The organism is Clostridium sp. Marseille-P7770, assembly GCF_902143525.1.
Taxonomy (GTDB): Bacteria; Bacillota; Clostridia; order Lachnospirales; family Lachnospiraceae; genus Pilosibacter.
Window position 1 is genome coordinate 333267 of record NZ_CABFVC010000005.1, and the last position, 22953, is coordinate 356219.

At 49.2% G+C, this 22953-nt stretch carries 18 protein-coding genes; 10 read left to right on the plus strand and 8 right to left on the minus strand.

Translation table 11 applies throughout. The features are described from left to right. Positions 1-212 precede the first annotated feature (212 nt). Positions 213-830 carry a hypothetical protein gene (locus FN001_RS14235; protein WP_142412297.1) on the plus strand — a complete coding sequence of 206 codons (618 nt, stop codon included), beginning with the start codon at positions 213-215 and terminating at the stop codon, positions 828-830. 216 nt (positions 831-1046) lie between these two features. Here the strand turns inward: FN001_RS14235 and prfB are convergent, their stop codons facing one another. Together prfB and secA are read right to left on the minus strand one after the other, a co-directional pair. Continuing rightward, the gene (gene prfB, locus FN001_RS14240; RefSeq protein ID WP_118299253.1) at positions 1047-2186 is read right to left on the minus strand and encodes a peptide chain release factor 2; all 1140 of its coding nucleotides are present in this window, start codon (positions 2184-2186) and stop codon (positions 1047-1049) included. Between the two features lie 91 nt (positions 2187-2277). Then, complete coding sequence (secA, locus tag FN001_RS14245) at positions 2278-4854, minus strand: preprotein translocase subunit SecA (protein ID WP_142412298.1); 2577 nt, start codon at positions 4852-4854, stop codon at positions 2278-2280. Positions 4855-5397: 543 nt separating this feature from the next. Between secA and tnpA the strand changes: the two genes are divergently transcribed. From tnpA to hpf, 3 genes are all read left to right on the plus strand, one after another. Next, positions 5398-5838 carry an IS200/IS605 family transposase gene (tnpA, locus tag FN001_RS14250; protein ID WP_117483318.1) on the plus strand — a complete coding sequence of 147 codons (441 nt, stop codon included), beginning with the start codon at positions 5398-5400 and terminating at the stop codon, positions 5836-5838. Then, complete coding sequence (locus FN001_RS14255; protein ID WP_142412299.1) at positions 5801-6919, plus strand: RNA-guided endonuclease TnpB family protein; 1119 nt, start codon at positions 5801-5803, stop codon at positions 6917-6919. Before tnpA ends, FN001_RS14255 begins: the two co-directional genes overlap by 38 nt. Positions 6920-8014: 1095 nt before the next feature. Next, entirely contained in the window at positions 8015-8542 is a 528-nt protein-coding gene (gene hpf / locus FN001_RS14260; protein WP_118533617.1) for a ribosome hibernation-promoting factor, HPF/YfiA family, read from the plus strand. A gap of 140 nt (positions 8543-8682) precedes the next feature. Here hpf and sdaAA read toward each other — a convergent pair whose 3' ends face one another. The 5 genes from sdaAA to FN001_RS14285 form a co-directional block, all read right to left on the minus strand. Then, positions 8683-9564, minus strand: coding sequence for an L-serine ammonia-lyase, iron-sulfur-dependent, subunit alpha (gene sdaAA / locus FN001_RS14265; RefSeq protein WP_118299257.1), 882 nt, complete (start codon positions 9562-9564; stop codon positions 8683-8685). A 14-nt stretch (positions 9565-9578) separates the two neighbouring features. Next, entirely contained in the window at positions 9579-10256 is a 678-nt protein-coding gene (gene sdaAB / locus FN001_RS14270) for an L-serine ammonia-lyase, iron-sulfur-dependent subunit beta (RefSeq protein WP_021905496.1), read from the minus strand. 450 nt (positions 10257-10706) lie between these two features. Continuing rightward, positions 10707-12005, minus strand: a complete 1299-nt coding sequence (locus FN001_RS14275) for a C40 family peptidase (protein ID WP_021905497.1) — start codon at positions 12003-12005, stop codon at positions 10707-10709. 74 nt (positions 12006-12079) lie between these two features. Continuing rightward, positions 12080-13078: an NAD(P)/FAD-dependent oxidoreductase gene (locus FN001_RS14280; protein WP_118533621.1), complete on the minus strand. Its 999-nt coding sequence runs from the start codon at positions 13076-13078 to the stop codon at positions 12080-12082. Positions 13079-13446: 368 nt separating this feature from the next. Continuing rightward, the gene (locus FN001_RS14285) at positions 13447-15408 is read right to left on the minus strand and encodes an aconitate hydratase (protein WP_142412300.1); all 1962 of its coding nucleotides are present in this window, start codon (positions 15406-15408) and stop codon (positions 13447-13449) included. 356 nt (positions 15409-15764) lie between these two features. Here FN001_RS14285 and FN001_RS14290 point away from each other — a divergent pair, with 356 nt between their 5' ends. From FN001_RS14290 to ymfI, 6 genes are all read left to right on the plus strand, one after another. Further along, a complete protein-coding gene (locus FN001_RS14290) occupies positions 15765-16655 on the plus strand; it encodes a LysR family transcriptional regulator (protein WP_142412301.1) in 891 nt (296 codons plus the stop codon). Between the two features lie 12 nt (positions 16656-16667). Beyond that, a complete protein-coding gene (locus FN001_RS14295) occupies positions 16668-17534 on the plus strand; it encodes a LysR family transcriptional regulator (RefSeq protein WP_142412302.1) in 867 nt (288 codons plus the stop codon). 260 nt (positions 17535-17794) lie between these two features. Further along, positions 17795-18844, plus strand: coding sequence for a lactonase family protein (locus tag FN001_RS14300; protein WP_142412303.1), 1050 nt, complete (start codon positions 17795-17797; stop codon positions 18842-18844). 12 nt (positions 18845-18856) lie between these two features. After that, entirely contained in the window at positions 18857-20110 is a 1254-nt protein-coding gene (locus tag FN001_RS14305) for an SLC13 family permease (RefSeq protein ID WP_142412304.1), read from the plus strand. 323 nt (positions 20111-20433) lie between these two features. Continuing rightward, a complete protein-coding gene (locus tag FN001_RS14310) occupies positions 20434-21102 on the plus strand; it encodes an RraA family protein (protein ID WP_243122036.1) in 669 nt (222 codons plus the stop codon). 183 nt (positions 21103-21285) lie between these two features. Beyond that, positions 21286-22014, plus strand: a complete 729-nt coding sequence (gene ymfI, locus FN001_RS14315) for an elongation factor P 5-aminopentanone reductase (protein WP_142412306.1) — start codon at positions 21286-21288, stop codon at positions 22012-22014. 23 nt (positions 22015-22037) lie between these two features. Here the strand turns inward: ymfI and FN001_RS14320 are convergent, their stop codons facing one another. Continuing rightward, positions 22038-22844, minus strand: a complete 807-nt coding sequence (locus tag FN001_RS14320) for an IclR family transcriptional regulator (RefSeq protein WP_142412307.1) — start codon at positions 22842-22844, stop codon at positions 22038-22040. Between the last annotated feature and the right edge of the window lie 109 nt (positions 22845-22953).

The window sequence follows — 22953 nt, forward strand, 5'->3', positions numbered from 1 at the left end:
TGTTTCCACGTCTTTTGTTTCTATATTTATTCCAGCATTTTTCTGCCCCTCACACTTCTTCCTGCTGCATAATAGTCTCTTTTCGACTCATTTCCGCCACAGATTCCTCAAGGTTTCACCACAAAGTATTCACAGCTTAATCACATTTCACTGATATACTTATTTTATCAAAAGGAAAACATAACCAACCAAAAAATTCAGGAGGTTTCACTATGAAAAAGAAGATTATGACTCTCGCGCTTACCGCAGCAATGGCTGCTTCTATGGGAATGACCGCGTTCGCAGGACAATGGGTACAGAACACCACAGGCTGGTGGTGGCAGGAAGACAACGGCTCCTACCCGGTATCCCAGTGGAAATGGCTGGATGGAAATAAAGACGGCATCTACGAATGCTACGCATTTGATTCAAACGGATATATGTACGCGGATACAACAACCCCGGACGGCTACACAGTGAATAAAGAAGGGGCCTGGACCATCGGCAACTCCGTACAGTTAAAATTTGCGAAAGATATGCAGAATGAATCCGTTTCCAACAACAATACCGCTGCTGATAACAGCACATCTGACAATACTGTTTATACAAACGAGGATATGGTCGGAACCTTCCGGATCAACGACGAGAACAGAGAAGATTACTTTGAGTTTATGCTCGGTGCCGGCGATTCTATTGCGGCATTCTACTATGATACCGACGGAGATACCCATATATACAGCTTCTCTAAAGTCAGCAATACAAAATACCGCGATTCCTCCAATTCACGTAATCTGACGATCGTAGATTATGATACGATTATTGTAAACGACAGAACCTATATCAGGGACTAATCGTTAATAGCTGACCACTCCATTCCTTGAAGACATGACGCATTCTTCCTGTAAACTATAATTTCCATACCTGCTCCCCGCCCCGGCTTGAAATCTTCCTGCCGGGCGTCTATTGTATCGAAGTATAGAAAAAGCGTATCAACCGATGTATTATCACATCTTTTGATACGCTTTTTTCATGATAACAGTTCCGCCTCACGGCATTCCCGTCTCTTTCTATTCTACATCCTGTCCGCCCTTCACCTGCGGCCGTCCAAGGCTCTCCCACTTCAGGTAGGCGCTGATAAAGCCGTCGAGTCCGCCGTCGAGCACTGCATTTACGTTTCCGCTCTCAAATCCGGTCCGGTGGTCTTTTACCATCGTGTATGGCTGGAGTACATAGGAACGGATCTGGCTTCCCCATCCGATATCTTTGATATCGCCGCGGATGTCGGAGAGCTTCTCTGCATTTGCCTGCTGCTTTAACATATACAGTTTCGCTTTCAGCATCTGCATTGCCTTGTCCTTATTCTGGAACTGGGAACGCTCATTCTGACACTGGACAACAACGCCGGTCGGGATATGGGTGATACGGACTGCAGATGACGTCTTGTTGATGTGCTGTCCGCCGGCACCGCTGGAACGGTAGGTATCGATCCGCAGGTCATCCGGGTTGATCTCGATATCCAGATCTTCCTCGATATCCGGCATAACATCACAGGATACGAAGGAGGTCTGTCTCTTTCCGTTCGCGTTGAACGGAGAAATTCTTACGAGACGATGAACGCCGCGCTCGGACTTTAAGTAGCCGAAAGCATTCTCACCGTTAATCTGGATCGTTACCGACTTAATACCGGCTTCCTCACCGTCGAGGAAATCGAGGACCTCGACCTGATAGCCTTTTCTCTCTGCCCAGCGGCAGTACATGCGGTATAACATGCTGCACCAGTCGCAGGACTCGGTTCCGCCCGCTCCGGCATTCAGTCTTAAGATCGCATTGTTATTGTCATATTCTCCGGTCAGAAGTGTGCGCAGACGAAGTGCATCGAGCTCAGAGGTGAACTCGTCGAGCATCTCCTGGATCTCCGGAATGATCGCCGGGTCATTCTCCTCGTACCCCATCTCGATCATCAGTCCGATCTCCTCATACTGATTCTGGAGCTTGTTGTACTCTGCGACCGTGTCCTTTAAGTTTTTCGCTTCTTTCACGAGTCTCGTAGATTTCTCTGCATCCTCCCAGAAGCTCGGCTCTTCCATGGTCTTGTCCAACTCATCGATCCTTCTGATCTTTGCCTCCAGATTCAGGGAATCACGAACCTCCTTTAACGGAGTTTCATATGTGGACAAGGTGTATTTAAACTGGTCTAACTCAACCATTGACTCTGCCCTTTCTTATAATGATTTAACAAGGTCAGCGCAAGAATTTGCGCTGACCAGTAACATTTCAGTATCTTTCCGGCTGCCGTCTCTATGCCAGCGGTTTTCTTCCGTGACACTGCTTATATTTCTTACCGGATCCGCACGGACACGGATCATTCGGGTAGATTTTCTGTGTCTGACGTCTCTGCGGAGCTCTCGCCGCGGAATCGTCACGGTTTGTACCTGTAACCTTAGCAGCCGGCTCTCTCTCCACCTTCTCCTCTACACGGATATGGCAGAGAATACGGAGCGTATCCTCACGGATCGCCGCAGTCATATCATCGAACATCTCGTATGCGCTCATCTTGTACTCAACGAGCGGGTCACGGTTGCCGTATGCCTGTAAACCGATTCCTTCACGGAGCTGATCCATATCGTCGATATGGGACATCCACTTGTTGTCGATAACCTTTAAGAGTACGACACGCTCGATCTCACGAACCTGCTCTGCATCCGGGAATTCTGCTTCCTTGGACTCATAGAACTTCGTCGCAAGCTCTTTTAACATGTGCTTGAACTCATCTTTGTTCATCTTCTTGATCTCTTCTGTCAGCTCGATCGGCTTTAACGGAATGATCGGAAGAAGAAGATCATTTAATTCCTTGAATCCCCAGTTTTCCGGAGTCTGCTCGTCACTGACAGACATATCCACAGCACCCTCAACGATATCGTTGAGCATCTTCATGATCACTTCACGCATGTTCTCACCGTCAAGTACCTGGCGGCGCTCAGCGTATACGACCTCACGCTGCTCATTATTGACCTCATCGTACTTTAAGAGGTTCTCACGGATACCGTAGTTGTTTGTCTCGATCTTCTGCTGTGCTTTCTCGATCGCGGAAGACAGCATCTTGTGCTCGATCTGCTCATTCTCCGGAACACCGAGTGCATTGAACATGCTCATCAGCTTGTCGGAACCGAAGAGACGCATCAGGTCATCCTCAAGGGAGATATAGAAGCGGGACTCACCCGGGTCACCCTGACGTCCTGCACGTCCGCGGAGCTGGTTATCGATACGTCTGGACTCGTGGCGCTCTGTACCGATGATCTTTAAACCGCCGAGTGCTTTGGACTCATCGTCAAGCTTGATATCGGTACCACGGCCTGCCATGTTCGTCGCGATCGTTACCGCACCGTGAACACCTGCATCCGCTACGATCTCAGCTTCCAGCTCATGATACTTCGCGTTTAATACTTTATGCGGAACTCCGCGCTTCTTTAACATCTGGCTCAACATCTCAGATGTCTCGATCGTGATCGTACCGACAAGGACCGGCTGTCCTTTCTCGTGTGCCTTTACGATCTCCTCGACAACTGCGTGGAATTTCTCTTTCTTTGTCTTATATACAGCGTCATCAAGATCCTTACGGATTACCGGACGGTTTGTCGGGATCACGATAACGTCCATGCCGTAGATATTACGGAACTCTTTCTCCTCAGTCTGGGCTGTACCGGTCATGCCGCCTTTTTTCGCGTACTTGTTAAAGAAGTTCTGGAATGTGATCGTTGCAAGAGTTCTGGACTCTCTCTTGACGTTTACATGCTCCTTCGCCTCGATGGCCTGGTGGAGACCGTCGGAGTAACGACGGCCCGGCATGATACGTCCTGTGAACTCATCGACGATCAGGACCTCATCATCCTTGACCACATAGTCCTTATCGCGGAACATGAGGTTGTGTGCACGGAGTGCGAGGATAATGTTGTGCTGGATCTCAAGGTTCTCCGCATCTGCAAGGTTGTCGATGTGGAAGAATGCCTCGACCTTCTTCACACCCTGTTCTGTCAGGTTTACGACTTTCTCCTTCTCATTTACGATGAAATCACCGGTCTCAGTGATCTCCTCGCCCATGATAGCGTTGAGTTTATTAAACTCACCGGATTCCTCACCGCGGACCAGCTGCTTTGCAAGGACATCGCAAACCTCATAGAGCTTTGTGGACTTTCCGCTCTGTCCGGAAATGATAAGCGGGGTTCTCGCCTCATCGATCAATACGGAGTCGACCTCATCGATGATGCAGTAGTCCAGGTCACGGAGTACCATCTGATCTTTGTAGATCGCCATATTGTCACGAAGATAATCGAAGCCGAGCTCATTGTTCGTCACATAAGTGATATCACACTGGTAAGCTGCTTTTCTCTCCTCGGAAGTCATGGAGTTTAATACCACGCCGACCTTTAAGCCGAGGAACTCATGAACCTGTCCCATCCACTCAGCATCACGCTTTGCAAGGTAATCATTGACCGTTACGATCTGGACGCCTTTACCGGAGAGGGCATTTAAATATGCCGGACAGGTGGAAACAAGAGTTTTACCTTCACCTGTCTTCATCTCTGCGATACGTCCCTGATGAAGGACGATACCACCGATGAGCTGTACCGGGTAATGCTCCATATTTAAGACTCTCTTTGCTGCCTCTCTGACAGTTGCAAATGCCTCCGGCAGAATATCGTCGAGCGTTTCTCCTGCAGCAAGGCGCTCTTTGAACTTTCTCGTCTGATCCTTTAACTCGTCATCAGACATCGCCTGCATGGTCGGGCGCAGTTTCTCGATCTTATCGATGATCGGGTAAATATACTTTAATTCCCGGTCACTGTGCGTACCAAATATTTTTTCAACAAAATTCATTCTGCTTGTTCTCCTATATAAATAAATATCCACATGCGGCTACCCCCAGGCTTTCAACTGAAAATCCAGCCACATACACTGTTTCAATCTCTATCCGATGCCTTTTCTTCTATGTTGCGGCACTTTTCACATGACCGCATACGGCTGCATCGTACAATCCTTAATATTTTAACACCTTCCGGGCTTTTATTCAATGACTTCATTTAATTTTAACAATTCGTACATAAATCTCTTATTTTTAACAAGAATCAGCAAGAATTCTCCCACCTCTATAGGTGGTGAGATGAATTGCTATCTCTTGCATAGTGCCATAGTTGGCATGTAAATATCAGATTATTGCACATAGTTGTGCTGTGTGTTGTAAACTTCTCATATATTGATTTTTGCAGTCGTGCTATATCATCAATCCTGCATACAATGAATAAGCCTGAAGGAAAAATAGATTGCAGATCGAGCAGAACAAATGTTCTGAAATATAATAGACAAACGATCTCATTTGTGATATAATTAAATCAGTCGAAATAAAAATAAAGGCTGATAAATATGAGAGAACTTGACAATAATGCACATTCAGTATTTTTACTCTATTATCATCTGATTCTGGTCGTAAAGTACCGGAAAAAGGTCCTGAATGATCCGATCTCGGATCGCGCACGAGAAATCTTTGAATACATTGCGCCCAAATATCATATCACCCTGGAAGAGTGGAATCACGATGAGGACCATGTCCATATCATGTTCCGTGCCCATCCGAAGTCGGAACTCAGTAAATTTATCAATGCCTATAAAAGTGCCAGCAGCCGTCTGATCAAAAAAGAGTATCCGGAGATCCGGCAGAAGCTCTGGAAGGAAATGTTCTGGAGTCAGAGCTTCTGCCTCCTGAGTGCCGGCGGAGCTCCGATCGAAGTGATCCGTCAGTACATCGAGACGCAGGGGGAGAAAAAACATGAACGTAGTATACCGGTTTCGGATCTATCCCAATAAAATACAGCAGGAACTGTTTGCAAAAACATTTGGATGTGTCAGGTTTGTATATAACCGGATGCTGGCAGAAAAGAAGGAATGCTATGAAAAGACCGGAAAAACCCTGAAGGTCACTCCGGCAAAATATAAGGCAGAGTTTCCATGGCTAAAAGAAGTGGACAGTCTTGCTCTGTGCAATGCCCAGCTGCATCTGCAGACTGCTTATAAAAACTTTTTCCGGGATCCATCGTTTGGATTTCCAAAATTCAAGTCAAAAAAGAATCCTGTTAAAAGCTATACCACAAACAGTGTTAATGGAAATATCCTGTTAAAAGATGGGAAACTGAAGCTCCCAAAGGCAGGCTGGATCCGGATCCGGCAGCATCGTAAGATCCGGGAAGATGCCTGCCTGAAAGGTGCATCCGTCTGTCTGGAAGCTGATGGGCGGTATTATGTTTCTCTTCTGTATTTTTGTGAAGAAAAGCCAGTGGAAATAAGGAACATAAGGCAGGTCGTCGGACTCGATTTTTCCATGAAAGAACTATATGTAGATTCCAATGGAAAACATGCAGTTTATCCGCACTATTTCAGAAACAGCGAGGAAAAACTGGCGAAAGCGCAGAGAAAACTGAGTCATTGCCGGAAGGAAAGCAATCGTTATAAAAAACAGCAGAAAAAAGTGGCGCGGATCCATACACATATCGCTCACCAGAGAAAAGATTATTTGCATAAAGAATCAAGAAAGATAACCAATTTCTATGATATCGTATGCATCGAAGATCTGGATCTGAAAACGATGAGCGGGGAACATCATTTTGGAAAAAGTGTCCATGATAACGGCTGGAGAATGTTCACAGATTTTTTGCAGTATAAACTGGAACGGGAAGGGAAGAAGCTTGTCCGCATCGACCGCTGGTATCCCAGTTCCAGAACATGCAGCTGTTGTGGAAAAATAAAACATGATCTGAAACTGGAAGATCGGGTATATCTTTGTAACTGCGGAAACCGGATGGACCGTGATGAAAATGCGGCGGTCAATATCTGCCGGGAAGGCCTGAGAATATCCGGGATCATATTAGAAAAAAGCGAAAAAGCATCATAAAAAGATATCAGTCCAAAAGAACCGTGGGACACACGGGGATCGCTCGTGAATGCTTTGCCCAACGGGGCAATCGAACGAGAAGCCCCCACTTCAAGCGTGAGCTAAGTGGTGGGAGTATGTCACGGACGGTACTTTATAAATTTACAAATTAATGCCGCCTCCAGCAAACAAGCGCGACTCCCAAGCATGTTGTCGCGGCTGAACACCTCTACGGGCAGCAGACCAGCGAGCTCCCGAAACCGTACCAGCACATGCACTCGCCGCGGTTTACTACCACTGTGGCAGCGGACCGGTGAGATTCCGGGCGGGAGCACATTGATCCGGGGAGATGGTTTCCTCTTAGCTCGCGGGTAACTGCGTTGGAGAACAAGGAATACTTGTCTGAGCGAAGCAAGTTGTGTTCCTCGTTCTCCGCCCTTAGCAGTCGCACGCAAGCTTAGAGGAACCCTCCCTGGATCGCCGATGCTTCTGCCCGGAATCTCACCGGCCCGCAGATACTCCCCAGCGCCCGCAATCTCTTCTCCCCAAATTCCTGCCAAACCATTTTCCACTTAAAAACTGTGTCCCCATCCCACACACTTCCAAAAATTCAGATATTTTCCTCCCCTCTCATTTTTCCCATCTTCTCCCCTTCCAGCATCCTCTTCCCGCAGCTTTTCCTCCATGATTCCCCCATTTCCCCCAGACTGTACAACTTGCACAAACCATACATTCGATTCTCCGGTTATCCACTTTATCCACACTAATCCACCAAAATTATGTGGAAAGTTGTCCACCTCGAAAAATGCCGATTTCACGCTATTTCGCAGTTATACACCAAGTTATCCACATTATCCACAGGTTTTTTCCTCCCCACCGGTGGATTTTACACTCTCTTTATATTTGTTTTATTTTTGTGAACATCTCATAAAATTTACATTTCCGACAACTTTTTTGCCCGATCCCATTGACAAACCCGGAAGACTTTATCTAGCTTTTGAGCTTTTATACACCTTTTTTTACCTTTTGAAATTTTCTCATTTTTCGTGTATTTTAGTTGTCTTTTACAGAATTTTGTGTTATACTTAAGCCATCCCAAACAAAGGAGTTGATTTTATGCGTTACACAATCAGCGGAAAAAATATCAACATTACACCAGGCTTAAAAGATGCCGTGGAAAGTAAATTAGGAAAACTGGAGCGCTATTTTTCTCCTGATACAGAAGTACAGGTAACATTAAGCGTAGAGAAAGGACGTCAGAAAATAGAGGTTACGATTCCTGTCAAAGGCAGCATTATCCGTGCTGAACAGGATTCCAGCGATATGTACGTATCCGTTGATCTTGTAGAAGAGATCATCGAGCGCCAGATCAAGAAATATAAAACCAAGATCGTCGATAAGAAACAGAGCGCATTAGCTTTCAGCGAAGCTTTCCTTCAGGAAGAAGCAGAGCAGGAAGAAACCGTTAATATCGTAAAGACAAAACGCTTCGCGATGAAACCGATGGATGCTGAAGAGGCATGCGTACAGATGGAACTTTTAGGACACAATTTCTTTATGTTCCTCAACGCAGATACAAACGAAGTAAACGTTGTTTACAAGAGAAAAGGCAACTCCTACGGACTGATCGAGCCGGAGTTCTAAGTGTTCTGAAATTTCATAAGAATGAATCACCGGATAGCGGCACCGATACGGATCATCGTACAGTGACCGGTTCTCCGGATCAGTAAAAAAACAGGCGGTACCTGATCTGAAATCGGGTATCGCCTGTTCTTTGTCTTCTTTTATCTCTTCTTTTTTGCACACGCCGCGCACGCCTCACATGCGCTCTTCGCGACTGCCATCCCGCCGAGGGATGTCTCGCGAAGCTCTGACGGGATCGAACGTCCGACCGCGTACATGACGCCGATCGTCTCATCGATCGGGGTGATGCTCCGGATCCCGGCCATGGAGAGTTCTGCTGAGATCAGCGCATTCGAAGCGCCCATCGCATTCCGGTTCTGGCATGGATTTTCAACCAGTCCTCCGATCGGATCACAGACGAGTCCTAAAATATTCACGATCGCAAAGGATGCCGCATCGAGACACTGTGCCGGAGTTCCTCCGAGAAGCTCCACGGCCGCGGACGCCGCCATCGCACTCGCCGCTCCGACCTCCGCCTGACAGCCGCCCTCCGCTCCTGCCGTTGTTGCATTTCTCGTGATCAGGTAGCCGACTGCCGCCGCATTGAACAGCACCTTGCAGATCTCCTCATCCGTAAATCCGAAATTTTCCTGCAGCGAACAGAAAACTCCCGGGATCACTCCCGAAGATCCTGCGGTCGGTGCAGCCACGATAAGTCCCATGGATGCGTTGACCTCGAGAACTCCCACCGCGTAAGCGATCGCCTTCGACACTACATCCCCGCAGATATTCTTTCCGTTCTCCCGGAGTGTGTGCAGCTTCCGGCTCTCCCCGCCGATCATGCCGCCCATGCTGACGATGTTCTCCTTCAACGGCTTTTTCGCCGACGCCTGCATGATCGACCATGCCTTTTTCATCTTTTCCTTCGTCTTTTCCGGATCCTGCTCCAGGAAGGTCGTCTCCCGCTCAAACATCGCCTCGGAGATCGTTTTCTTTTCTTTCTCACAGTACTCTAAAAGTTCTGCTCCATTTGTAAAATTCATCATTTTCCCTCCCGTCAGTCCAGATTGATCGCCGGAACCAAAAGTACATTTTTGACCGCCTCAAAGCCGCGCAGAGCGTTTACCACCTGGTTTGAGACCGTCGTGTCCACTTCAATGATCGCATAGGCCATCTTGCCCTTGCTCTCCCTGTAGAGGCGCAGGGAACCGATATTTAAGTCGTATGCACTTAAAACTGCCGTCACGAATGCAAGCGTTCCCTTCTTGTCGATATGCTGGACTACGATCGTACTGTAATTTCCGGTGAGATCCACATCAACGCCATTTAACCGCGTGATGACCGCATTTCCGCCGCCGATGGACTTTCCGCGCAGGGACATCTCATTCCCGTTCTCATCCTTCACATAAATGTCCACCGTGTTCGGATAGATCTCCTTGTCCGTAAAATTCTCCTCAAAACTGAACTGGAGTCCCGCCTCCTTCGCGTACTCAAACGAATCGCGGATCCTCTCATCATCCGGATGGTACCCTAAGATACCGCCGACCAGCGCCCGGTCCGTGCCGTGCCCATGGTACGTGCGCGCAAAAGAGCCATAGAGAACAAAGCGCACCGACACCGGTTTCTCCACCATTTTTCCGGCGATAAAGGCGATCCTCAGCGCTCCCGCCGTGTGAGAGCTTGACGGTCCGATCATATTCGGTCCGAGAATATCGAACGTTCCGATCTCATTCATACCTGTTTCCTCATTTCCTGTATTTTTCGCAAAACGGCCATGATGCTGCATGGAAAATACGCAGCGCTGGATTATAAAACGCAGCTGCCGTTTTGCTTTTCTTTTTCTACATACTGCACTATCCACTATTATACACAATAAGGAGCTGTTTTTCCACAGCTCCTTATCGTTTCTTTTTTATAGTTCCTGCTGTAATTCTTCGCTTGTTCTTCTCTCTACTCCCGACAACTCCCAGCGGCAAGTCTCCGGGCAGGAGTGCCTTAATTCAGGGATCTGGCTTCCTCTTAGCTTGCGGGTGACTGCGTTGGAGAAGAGAAGACACTTGTCTGAGCGAAGCGAGTTGTGTCTCCTCTTCTCCGCCTTTAGCAGTCTCCCGGGAGATTAGAGGAACCTTCCCTGAATTACCGAGTACTCCTGACCGGAGACTTGCCGCGTATCTTTCACCAAACCTTAATTCAGGAACGTAACCGCCTTCGCCGGCGTTCTGTAATACGCGTTGGAAATAATAATACCGGTCTTTGACGTGCTGGCGTGAATGATCTTTCCATCGCCGATATAGAGCGCAACGTGGTTGATCGTCTTTCCGCTCGCATAGAACAGAAGGTCACCCGGCTGGATCTCAGACAGGGAGATCTGCTTTCCGTTCGATGCCTGATCTCTCGAAGTACGTCCGGTGGAAACTCCAAAATGCTCAAAGATCCGCATCGTAAATCCGGAACAGTCCGCTCCGTTTGTCAGGCTTGTCCCACCGTATACATACGGATTTCCGAGGAACTGTTTCGCATAAGCCACGATCGCTGTGCGGACTGCAGAATCATATACCGCACTTCCCGGTCCGTTCTGGGTATCCTGGTAACTTCCGGAGGTTCCCGTACTGCTGCCTGTGGAAGTATTACTGCCGTCACCGCCCGGACCTGCCGTATTGCCGGTATTCTGGCTTGTGCTGCCCTGGCTGCTCTGGTTCGTCTGCTCCTTCGTCGTTCCGTTGTCCGCATTCGGATTCTGCGCGATCATACCGATCGAGGTTGACGGAGTGTCCTTATTTTCCGTGCTCTGTCCGGATTCCTTTTTCAGCTCCTCAACCTTTGCGATCGCATCGTCCGCCTCTTTCTTGATCCGGGCAGCCTCCTCAGCTTTCTGCTTTTCTTCCTCAACGCTGACCGCCTGCTTAAACTCTACCCTCTGGGTAACATAATCCTTATGAACATATCCGCTCAGGGATTCATCGACCTGGATCTCGATAAAATCGCCGTCTTCCTTCACTTCCAGATATTCCGAATCTTTGGAAAGTGTCGTGAGGACTGCGCTGTTCATATTCGGCTGTTCGCGGAGATTTAAACCGTCCGCGCTGACTGTGACATATACAGTTCCCACATTCTTTGCAATCTTCTCAGCCTCAGCACCGGTAATAAAATATTCTGATTTTATGTAACCTTTAACGGAACCGGACTGGATCTGATACCAGGTTCCTCCCTCTCCGTCCACCGTTGCAAGGATCGTCGCCGCACAGTTATTGTAGATCTTTCCGACAATACTGCTGGAGGTGTTCGCCTCAGAACGGATATTTACATAGTTGCTCACGTGGGAGATCGCCACATTATCGTAAGCCGACTGTTTATTTCCAACGGTCGTGATCCCCTCTCTGGCGCTCACCTGCACCGAAAGCGTCTCAGCCGCATAAGCAGCCTGCGGCATCATGAGCGCCATGCTCAGACCGCAGACCGCGATGATTCTTCCTGCTCTGTTCATTCTTTTTCTTTTCTCCTGTCAATTACCGGCAATCCCGTCTTAATTCTGCATCCTGTCAAAAGCTGTCGATATACTTAATTCTGACCGTTCAGATAAGCTTCCACCGATGCGACGCAGTTCGCGCCGTCCGCCACCGCCGTCACGATCTGGCGGAGCGCCTTTGTACGGACATCCCCGGCCGCGAAGATTCCCGGAACATTTGTCCTTCCGTCCTCGCCGGCTGCGATATATCCCGCCGGATCCATCTCCACGGATCCTCTGAATCTCTCACTGTTCGGGGTGATCCCGACCGCGACGAACACGCCATCCACAGCCAGGTCATTCTTCTCCCCGGTCTTCTTATTTAAAATTCTGAGTGTTTCCACCTTATCTGTTCCGACAATTTCTTCCGGGACTGTATCCCACAGGATCTCCACATTCGGAAGCTCCATCAGACGCTTCTGTAAACTCTTCGCTCCCCGGAACTCGTCTCTTCTGTGGATCACATAGACTTTCTCGCAGAGTCTCGCGAGGAAGATCGCATCCTCAAGGGCAACGTCCCCGCCTCCGATCACCGCAGTCGTCTTTTTCCGGAAAAACGCACCGTCGCAGGTCGCGCAGTAGGAAACACCTTTTCCCGTAAACTCCGCCTCTCCCAGGATCTCAAGCTTTCTGTGGTGCGCCCCGGAAGCGATGATGACCGCTCTCGCAAGTCTCGTCTCCTTTTTGCAGACAACCTGATAGATCACAGGCGGGCGCTCCGCCCCGGCTTCTGCTGCCGTCAGGAGTTCCTGCTCCTCTTCCTTCCCGGATGCGTCTGCGGACTCCGCACTTTCGATCTTCTGTACGGTATCTTTTGCGAATTCCACCCCGAGCTTATCGGCATGTTCCCGGAATTTCATTCCGAGATCAAAGCCGCCGATCCCCGGAAGTCCGGCATAATTGTCTACCTCATATGTTGTAAGCACCTGTCCGCCGCTCATCATCTCTTTTTCGATCACGAGTGTCTCAAGCTCCGCGCGTTTTGCGTAGATCGCAGCCCCGAGTCCCGCCGGACCGGAACCGATAATGATCAGATCATAAATCTGTTCCATGATGCCTCCAATCTCAGAATCGATATATATATGATAAATTTTCCGCACATCCTGTTCTTCATGTCCGCACCAGGCGGTCACAAAACACAAAAATACGCCTTGTATAGTATAGCACCATATATATCTATTATACAATCAGTTTCACTGAAATTTAAGTGGCATTCCTGTGGCAAAATACAGAAAAACGCAGCCATACGAGGGAGTACGACTGCGTTTTTCTACATCCTGATCAATTCACTTGGGGTATTAAAGGATATTGAAGGTATCTTTGCTGCATCCTGCAGCATATTTATCTGTAACGGTCCGTCCCTGGTTGAAGTACAGAGGGATGGGACGAAACCATTGCATTCAGGGAATTTTCCAGCTGTTTATTTTTCTCTTTCCGCCGCAAGCTGCTTCTTTAAGAAGGACAGCTGGCCGCCGCTCAGCACAACTGCGATCTCATTATCCGTAAGGTCAAGGTGTGCGCGGAAGGTGAAGTCTTTCGTCTTATCTTTGATGAGAATGGATCTCGTCGGGATCTGATCGAGCAGATCCGCAAACTCCAGCTCATCGTTCTGGTCAAGACGGTCGTAATCAGCCGGATCTTCGAATAACATCGGGATCACGCCGTGGTTTACAAGGTTTCCCTTGTGGATTCTCGCGATGCTCTTTGCGATTACCGCTTTGACGCCGAGGTACATCGGGTTGATGGCCGCATGTTCACGGGAAGATCCCTGGCCATAGTTTTCGCCGCCGATAATGATGCTCTTTCCCATCGCCTTTGCGCGTGCCGCAAACTCCGGATCATAACGGTGGTAGCAGTACTGGGACATCAGCGGAATGTTGGAACGCATGCTGGAGAATTCCGCGCTGGCCGGGGTGATATCATCCGTCGAGATGTTGTCACGCCCCTTTAAGCTGATCGGTGCACAGAGATACTGGGTCGGAGCTTCCGGCACCGGAAGGAACTTGATGTTCGGTCCGCGGACGATCTCAACCTTTTTCGCTTCCTCCTCGGAGAGCGGAGGAATGATCATGGAATCGTCAACAATGTACTGATCCGGCTCTTTGATCTCGCCGAGGATCTTCACGTTCTCGCCCATGATGTCCTCTGCGGTCGCAAATGTTCCCATGATCGCAGTCGCAGCGGCACTTTCCGGGCTTACCAGGTAGATCTTCGCAGTCGGATTTCCGGCGCGTCCCTTGAAGTTCCGGTTGGAAGTGCGGACAGCAACTCCGTCTGTTGCCGGTGTCTGGCCGATCGCGCAGCACGGGCCGCATGCGATCTCAAGGATCCGGACTCCTGCTGCGAGCAGCATATCGATATAACCGTCACGCATCAGCTCACGGTAAGTCTGTTTCGAAGCGATCGCACATGTGCAGCTCACGTCATCGTTGACATGATGCCCGTTGAACACGAGAGCAGCTTTTGCGATATCTGCATAGCTCGCATTCGTACAGCTTCCGATAAATACCTGCTGAACGCGCTTTTTCTCTGCATCCTTTAGCGGCATGACGTTGTCCGGCTGGTGTGGACATGAGATCAGCGGTTCCAGCTCGCTTAAGTTGATGTCGATGCATTCATCATATTCCGCATCCTCGTCCGGCAGCATTTCCACATACTGGTCGCCGCGTCCCTGCGCAGTCATGAACTTTTTCACCTGCGCATCCGCCGGGAAAATCGAGGTTGTCGCACCCATTTCAGCACCCATATTGGCGATCGTGGCTCTCGCCGGGACCTCCAGAGCTGCTGCACCTGGTCCTACATACTCATATACATTTCCAAGTCCGCCTTTGATCGTGACGAGCTGGAGCATTTTTAAGATGACTTCCTTCGGGTTGCAGCCGGGTTTCAGGGAACCGGTAAGATTTACCTTCACGACACGCGGCATGGTGAGGCGCATCGGAACACCGGTCATTGCAGTCGCAACATCCATTCCGCCGACTCCGATACAGAGCATGCCGATCGCGCCGCCGTGCGGAGTGTGGCTGTCACCGCCCATGCTGACCTTTCCAGGCACACCGAATCTCGCAACATGAACCGCATGGCAGATCCCGTTTCCCGGTCTGGAGACATGGACACCGAAACGTTTTGCCGCAGACTGTAAGTAGATATGGTCATCCGGCGTCTTGTTGTCCACATAGAGCAGGTTATGGTCCAGGTAGCTGACACTGCACTCCGTGCGGATCCGGTCAAGTCCGATCGCTTCAAATGCCAGGTATGTCATAACGGCATTGATGTCGTGGGTTAAGGTCTGGTCCACTTTGATAAAAACTTCCTCGCCCGGAGTCATGCTGCCGGAAACATAGTGGGACTCGATAATTTTTCTGGTCAATGATCTTCCCATGGTAAAACCTCCATCTCAATCTTCATAACTGCTGTTTTCACTTCTTCGTTTTCTTCTTCATCTGCACGATCTGCCGACTCTGACTTCCTGAAATTTTGCAGCGCCGATCACGCTTAAATTACTTTTGATCTGGTCTCATCATATCATCGGCAGCCGGGAAAATAAAATTGAAAGGTGGAATGAAATGATTCAAAAGTGGAATGGGGTACTTGCAAAAGCAAAATTTTTCTCTAAAAAACGGGACAAGCTGCCGATTCTGTCGTAAAATAATACTACGAATCCATAAAACGATTCCGTAGGTCTGCGTATTTCTCGCCCCGGAATCGTTACCATGACTTAAGGGATGTGATTTTTCCATGAAAGACTCCGACTGGAGAATTCTTTATGAACTGCATAAAACATCAAATCTGACGAAAACGGCAAATCTCCTTTTTATGACGCAGCCGACCCTGACAAAGCGTTTAAAACAAATGGAGACCGAATGGGGATGTACCATTGTGGACCGGACGCCAAAAGGCCTGACATTCACCGCAGAAGGAAATTTTCTTGCGGCACAGGCAGAAAAATATCTGGAGCTGTTCCATGACACAAAGGAAGAATTAAAAAAACTGCAGGATGCCGCACTGACGGAGATCGTGATCGGCGCTTCCTACACTTACAGCAAATACTCTCTCGCAGATGTTCTTGTTCCGTACCAGATCGCGCATCCAAATATAAAATTCCGGATCGTCAATGATTCCAGTGATGCTCTTTACCGCCAGGTCCTGGACGGATCCGTGGATGTAGGATTTCTGCGCGGGGATTATGAGGGACCGGTAAACAGGACTCTGTTAGGGGAGACCCGCGGTTTCCTTGTCACGAAAGGAGCCGTGGAAGTGTCTGCGCTTCCCGGAATGCACCGGCTGGACTATAAAACGAACGAAAAGACGACCGGGCTCCTGAACAGATGGTGGGAAATGTGCTTTGAGAGCGCTTATCCGTCCGGAATGATGGTCGGGCACATCGACGGGGCATGGAAGCTGATCGATGAGGGGATGGGATATGCCCTGAGTTTTCTGCCGGAAAACTTTGAGAACCGGTATCAGCTGACGCTCACGCCGCTTACATGGCCGGACGGAACACCGGTGACGAGAAAGACCTGGTTTGTGTACCCGAAGGAGAAACGACTGCCGGAAAAGCTTGCCGATTTTATAAAATATACAGAATCGCTTGCTGCTTCATTTTCATCTTCATCTGCTTATTTTTAAGAAGGAACTTCTATGAAAAACATTGACTGGAAAATTTTAAAAGTATTATATGAAAAGCGCAGCATCACAAAGGCCGCCGACGCCCTCTTTATGACCCAGTCCGCCCTGACAAAGCGGCTGCAGTCGATCGAGAGCGAGTGGGGCCGCCAGCTCGTGGAACGGACAAGCCGTGGCGTAACTTTCACAGAAGACGGAAAATATCTGGTACAGAAGGCAAACATCATGCTGGATTTTCTCCAGGAGATCGAGGACCACTTTGCAGACCGCCATACAAAGATGGAATCCTTAAAACTCGGCGTCCCGAACTCGTTTGCAAAGCGCCATCTTCCGAAACTCCTCGCCGCATACCAGAAAAGCGGAGCCAATCTCTATATCAAGACAATTTCCAACTCCAGCGATGTGATCTTAAAGGATCTGATCGACGATACGATCGATATCGGTCTCGTCTGCGGCGATTTCCCGTATCTCGGTGACCAGGTATGCCTGTTTCAGGAAGAGCTCTACATCGTTGCCCCGAAAACAGCAACCATGGATTCCATCGAACATATGCCACTCATCGAGACCTTCTATAATCCGATGGTCCGCATGATCATCAATCAATGGTGGAAAAGTCAGTTCGGAAGCAGTCCCCATGAGAAACAGCAGGTTCCCTACTTTGACATCGCCATCGAAATGGCAGAAAACGGGCTCGGGATCTGTTTCGTGTTCGGAGATGACTGGAAGATCGACGAGAAAAAACTACAGCTGATCCCTGCTTATGACCGGGACGGAAATCCTGTTTCCAGAAAAGTCTCCATGCTGATCTCGGACCGCTGCTATAAAAGCGAGGGAATCTCTGATTTTATCCGGTTTGTGGAAAACTATTACGGAGTAAACTGAAATTGGATCCGGCTGTCTGAAACCTGTTTGTAATCCGGCGTGATATTCCATAATGGAATACCGCGCCTATTCTTTTCCTGAATTTCCATTTGACATGTTAATAATTTATCATAAAGATATCACAAGACAGGATTCCTCCGATCTTTCCCTGAAGCCATCACTCCGGCTGCAGGAAATCCGGCATCGGATCTGGGAATCCCGTAACGTGATCAAGTGGGTATCTTTTATATGATCTATATTCATCTCAGGAGGAAAAGGAAATGAGCTACGCTTATGTGGGCTGCAGAACAACAAAAGAACGAAATGCACGCGGAAAAGGCTTAAAAGTTTTCGAGATCAACGACAAGACCGGAGACTGGAACCTGATCCAGTGTTTAAAGACGGAGGAGGAAAATCCATCCTACCAGACACTCGACAATGAGGGAAATTTTCTCTATTCCGTACACGGAGACAAGACAAAAGTCTCCAGCTATAAAATTCTTGAAGACGGAACTTTATCTCCGTTAAATATGATCGAAATCGGCGGAAAAAATCCGGTGTTCATCACTGCTGACAGAACAAACCGCTTTTTAGTCGTTGCTGCTCTCCAGGGCGGCGCTGTCTATGTCATTAAGAGAAATGAAGACGGAAGCCTCGGCGAGATCGTCTCTGAGACTCATCTTCCTGGCAAAAAAGAGGGAACTGTCTCCTTCGCGCACCAGTGCATCTGGGATCAGACAAAGACCTACCTTTTTGTTGTGACCCAGGGAAGGATCCAGGGCTACGGTCAGGTTCTCGTATACCGCTTTGACGCAGAAAACGGGACTCTCACCGAGACCGACTGCTTCCGCTCCAGAGAGTACGATGAGCCGCGCCACATCGCGGTCCATCCGAACAACCGCTACGCATACCTGATCAATGAAAAAGGCAATAAAATGACATACTTCGGCTTTGATGCTGAGAACGGAAAGCTTCATGCACGTCAGAATCTGCCGACACTTCCGGAAACCTACACAGGCGAAGGACAGGCCAGCGCCTCTCTGCTCGACAAAAACGGAGAGATCCTGATCGGTTCCAACCGCATTCACGAGTCTATCGTTCTCTACCGCATCGACCAGGAGACTGGTTACATGAAGGAACTCGGCTACTACCCGGCAATGGGTCTCACCCCGCGCTTCATCACCTTCAACCCGGATTACAGCCGTTTCTACATGGCAAACGAGGACAGCGATACGATCATCGAGATGAAGCTTGACTCTGAACAGGGCCGCATGGAATACACCGGCCGCGTGATCGCAGCCGAAAGCCCGGTCTGCATCACATTCCGATAGGGAGGTGCACATATGAATCTTGGTCTTATTTCACTGATCGCTCTTTTAGCAGCTATCGTCATCGGCTTCGTCCGCAAGGCGAATGTCGGAATCTTATGTATCGGCTTCTCCATGATCCTCGGTCTCGTCTACGGGATCAAGGCCGGAGACATCATCAAGGGATTCAGTTCCTCCCTCTGTATGCAGATGATCGGCATCACTTATCTCTTTGCCATCATCAATGAAAACGGAACTCTGGAACTTCTCGCAAAAAAAATGGTAGCGCTTGTCGGACCGCACAAGGCGCTGATCCCGTTCGTCATGTACCTGCTCGGATTCCTGATCTGCGCGGTGGGACCGGGAGCCATCCCGTCTCTCGCGATCGTTCCGGTCATCGCGATCCCGGTTGCGATATCCGCAGGTGTGAACCCGATCATGACGGCGATCATCGGGGATCTCGGTGTCATGTCCGGACGCATGAGCCCGCTGACTCCGGAAAGCGCCGTTGTCCGCGAGCTCATGGAATCCCAGGGACTTACCGGCAATACTGTTCCGATCATGATATGCCTGACCGTGACAGCCCTCGTTGTCGCAGTTCTCGTATATATTTACTACAGAGGCTGGCAGGTTGCTCCGCACACCAACCATCAGGATGTTCTTCCGAAATTCAGTAAAAATCAGTGGCTCTCCTTAGCAGGACTTGCCGCTCTCGCGATCGGCGCCCTGTTCTTCTCCTGGAATGTCGGACTTACCGGTTTTACTGTCGGCTCCGTCCTTATCGTTCTCGGATGCGGTGATGAAAAGACTGCATTCAAGATGATCCCGTGGAATGTCATCATCATGGTTCTCGGTGTCGGTATCCTGATGAACGTCATCTCGATCTCCGGCGGCATCGACATCATGGTCGACGGTCTGGAATCTGTGATGGGACCGAAAACAGCCGCAACGATCATGGCGATCGCCGCAGGCCTCATGTCCTTCTTCAGCTCCGGACTCGGCGTTGTGTTCCCGACGCTGATCCCGACAGCCAGCGGGCTTGCTGCGAGCATCGGCGGCGTGACTGCCCTGGAGCTCGTCTCCGTGATCGTCATCGGCGGAACCGTCTCCGGATTCACTCCGATCTCCACGACCGGCGCCCTCATCATGGCGGGTGTTGCCCAGCAGGAGAATGCGGACGAGAAATTCCCACAGAACCGCCTGTTTGTGGAGCTGTTTGCGGTGTCCTTTATCGCGCTTGCAGTTCTGGCTGTATTTGCTTTTATTGGAATTTATAAGATTATTGCATGAATATGCTAATTTGCTAAATAATTTCGATTATTCCATTTTTTTGTTCATTCAGGGACTGAAGGTCCCAAATACATCCTTTGGAATGCCTGGTGAATCTTCATCGGGCATTTTTCTTAAAAAGTAATAAATTTAAGGAATGGATCTTCATGACATTTTGGCATGATGAATTGCGCCAAATTCATAAAACCCCTGCTGTTTTTCTGATATACTAAAATTAAATTATGACCACCTGGGAAGAATTCAAATGATTCTTCCGGAAATGATCTATCATTATTTAGAAAGGAGAATCACAGCTGTATGAATGCAGAAACGCTGTGATACAAATGACCATGTTCAATAAAGAAGAACGAACCTACTGGATCGAAAACTACAAAAAATTTCCGACTGCAAACATCTCCGATGCCATGGACAATCTCGGACTCCGCTCCGGAGTTGTACTCGGACTTCACGCTCTGGATGTCTACCAGCCCCGTACTGCAGGCTTTGCGAAGACGATCCGCCAGATGCGCAGAAAGACTGCATTCGACGGAAAAGCGCTGACAAAACAGGCATCCATCATCGACACCCAGACCGAATACGGCGATCTTCTCGTCATCGAAGCGACCGGTCTTACCGATATCGCCACAGGCGGCGCCATGTTAGCCACAAGAGCCCAGATGCGCGGGGTCATGGGGGAGCTCACAAACGGAAGTCTCCGTGACATCGACGAGATCGCAGACCTCAAATTCCCGGTCTACCTCGGCGGCACAAGCCCGGTAAAAAGCGCCCGTTTCATGGAGACGGTTGACACCGATGTCCCGGTATTCATCGGCGGCGTCCAGATCTGCCCGGAAGACCTCGTCCTTATGGACCGCACCGGCGTTGCCGTCGTTCCAAGTGCACATTTAAAGGAAGTTCTCGAAGAAGCCAAAAAGATCAAAGCAAAGGAAGACCGGATCGAAGACCTCGTCCGCGGCGGAATGAGCCTGAATGAGGCGAGACAGCAGAAATAAACTTACACAAAATCCCTCCGAAATATTTCGGGGGGATTTTCATCGTTACCATTGTATGATTTAACCTGATATGTTATACTTCGCACATCGGAAAGCCGGACGACTTTCCCCTCTTCGATTGAAGAGCAATTATACATCTCTCCCACACATGAAAGGGAGAAATAAAAAATGAGGTGTCTCTCTATGAAAAAAACAGTTCTCGTCACCGGCTCCTCCCGCGGGATCGGGCGGGCGGTGGCTTTAAAATTTGCTTCCTGCGGATACCGGGTCGTGATCAACTGCGCCAGAAGTGCGGACCGGATGGAAGAAGTGAAAAAAGAAGTGGAGACGCTCGGTGCAGAGTGCCTGGCGGTACAGGCGGATGTCGGAAATCCGGAAGACTGTAAGCGCCTGTTTCAGGAGATCGAGTCCCGCTTCGGTCATGTGGATGTCCTCGTAAACAACGCCGGGATCTCCATCATCGGCCTTTTACAGGACTTGAGCTTTGAAGACTGGAACCGAATCATCTCCGCAAACCTCTCCTCCGTCTTCCACTGCGCAAAACTTGCAATCCCCGGGATGATCCACAACCACAGCGGAAAGATCATCAATATCTCCTCCGTCTGGGGCGTCTGCGGCGCGTCCTGCGAAGTGGCCTACTCTGCCACAAAAGGCGGCGTCAACGGTCTCACCATGGCCCTCGCCAAGGAGCTCGCCCCCTCCGGCATTCAGGTGAACGCTATCGCCTGCGGAGCCATTGATACGGAGATGAATGGATTTTTATCTGAGGAGGAGCATGAGATGCTCCTGGACGAGATTCCCGCCGGCCGCATGGGAAAGCCGGAGGAGGTCGCAGATCTCGTCATGAAGCTCGTAGAAGCTCCTGATTACCTGACCGGACAAGTTATAAAAATGGATGGCGGCTGGATCTGATCCAGCCACCATTTCTTTCCGCTTTAAAAGCGCAGACAATCCTGCAGATAACGCGCATGCGCCTGAAGCGCAGCAATAATCTCCTGTCTTCTCTTCTTTATCATCGGACTCATTCCCGTCAGGCTCACACTTCCAAACAATTCATTATGATATCGATTAAAGATCGGCACTGCTAACGCTGATACTCCGGTAAAAAGAGCGTCGTATTCTTCAGAATACCCATTTTTACGGATCCGGTATAGCTCCACGTCAAAATTCTTCTGCCTATCCTCGAAAGACTTCTGGAACGGTGTCATCGGCATTCTTTCCAGATATTCCGCTCTTTCTTTTTCCGATAAATATGCCAACAGAATCTTTCCGCTTGCGGAATCATACAGGGATATCTGTGGTGACACGCGCTGGACAATAAAAGGGCAGTTTGTCGGTTCCGTTGTGTCTATCACTCTCAATTGCTTTTCGTCCATTGCAAACATGGTTCCGTTTAACTGGAACTGATTACTTAACGCCAGCAGCCTGTCATGGCCTCGGTCAATGCACATGCTCTGGCGCGTCCCGGCCGCGAGACAGGCTTTGTTAAACAGCGCCGCCCCCAGCATGTACTGCCCATTTCCATTCTGGCTGATATATCCATTCTGGTAAAGCGTACTCAGGATTCCATGAACTGTACCTTTGTTCAAATTGAGCTGATTGCTGATCTGACCCAGCGTCAGGGCAGAATTTGTCATCGTAAAGCAGTTCAGTATGTTGATCGCACGCTGAACCGACTGGATCTGACGTTCCGTAGCCTTTGTATTTTTTTCCGTAACATTTTTCGATTCATCCAATGGCAAAATACATCCCCCTGTCAAATAGAGTTTGATATTGTCAAAAGCAAGTTGGTAATTATTGTCATTTTAACATTCCTATGCTATATTGTCAACACAGTTACAAAAGTTCAAT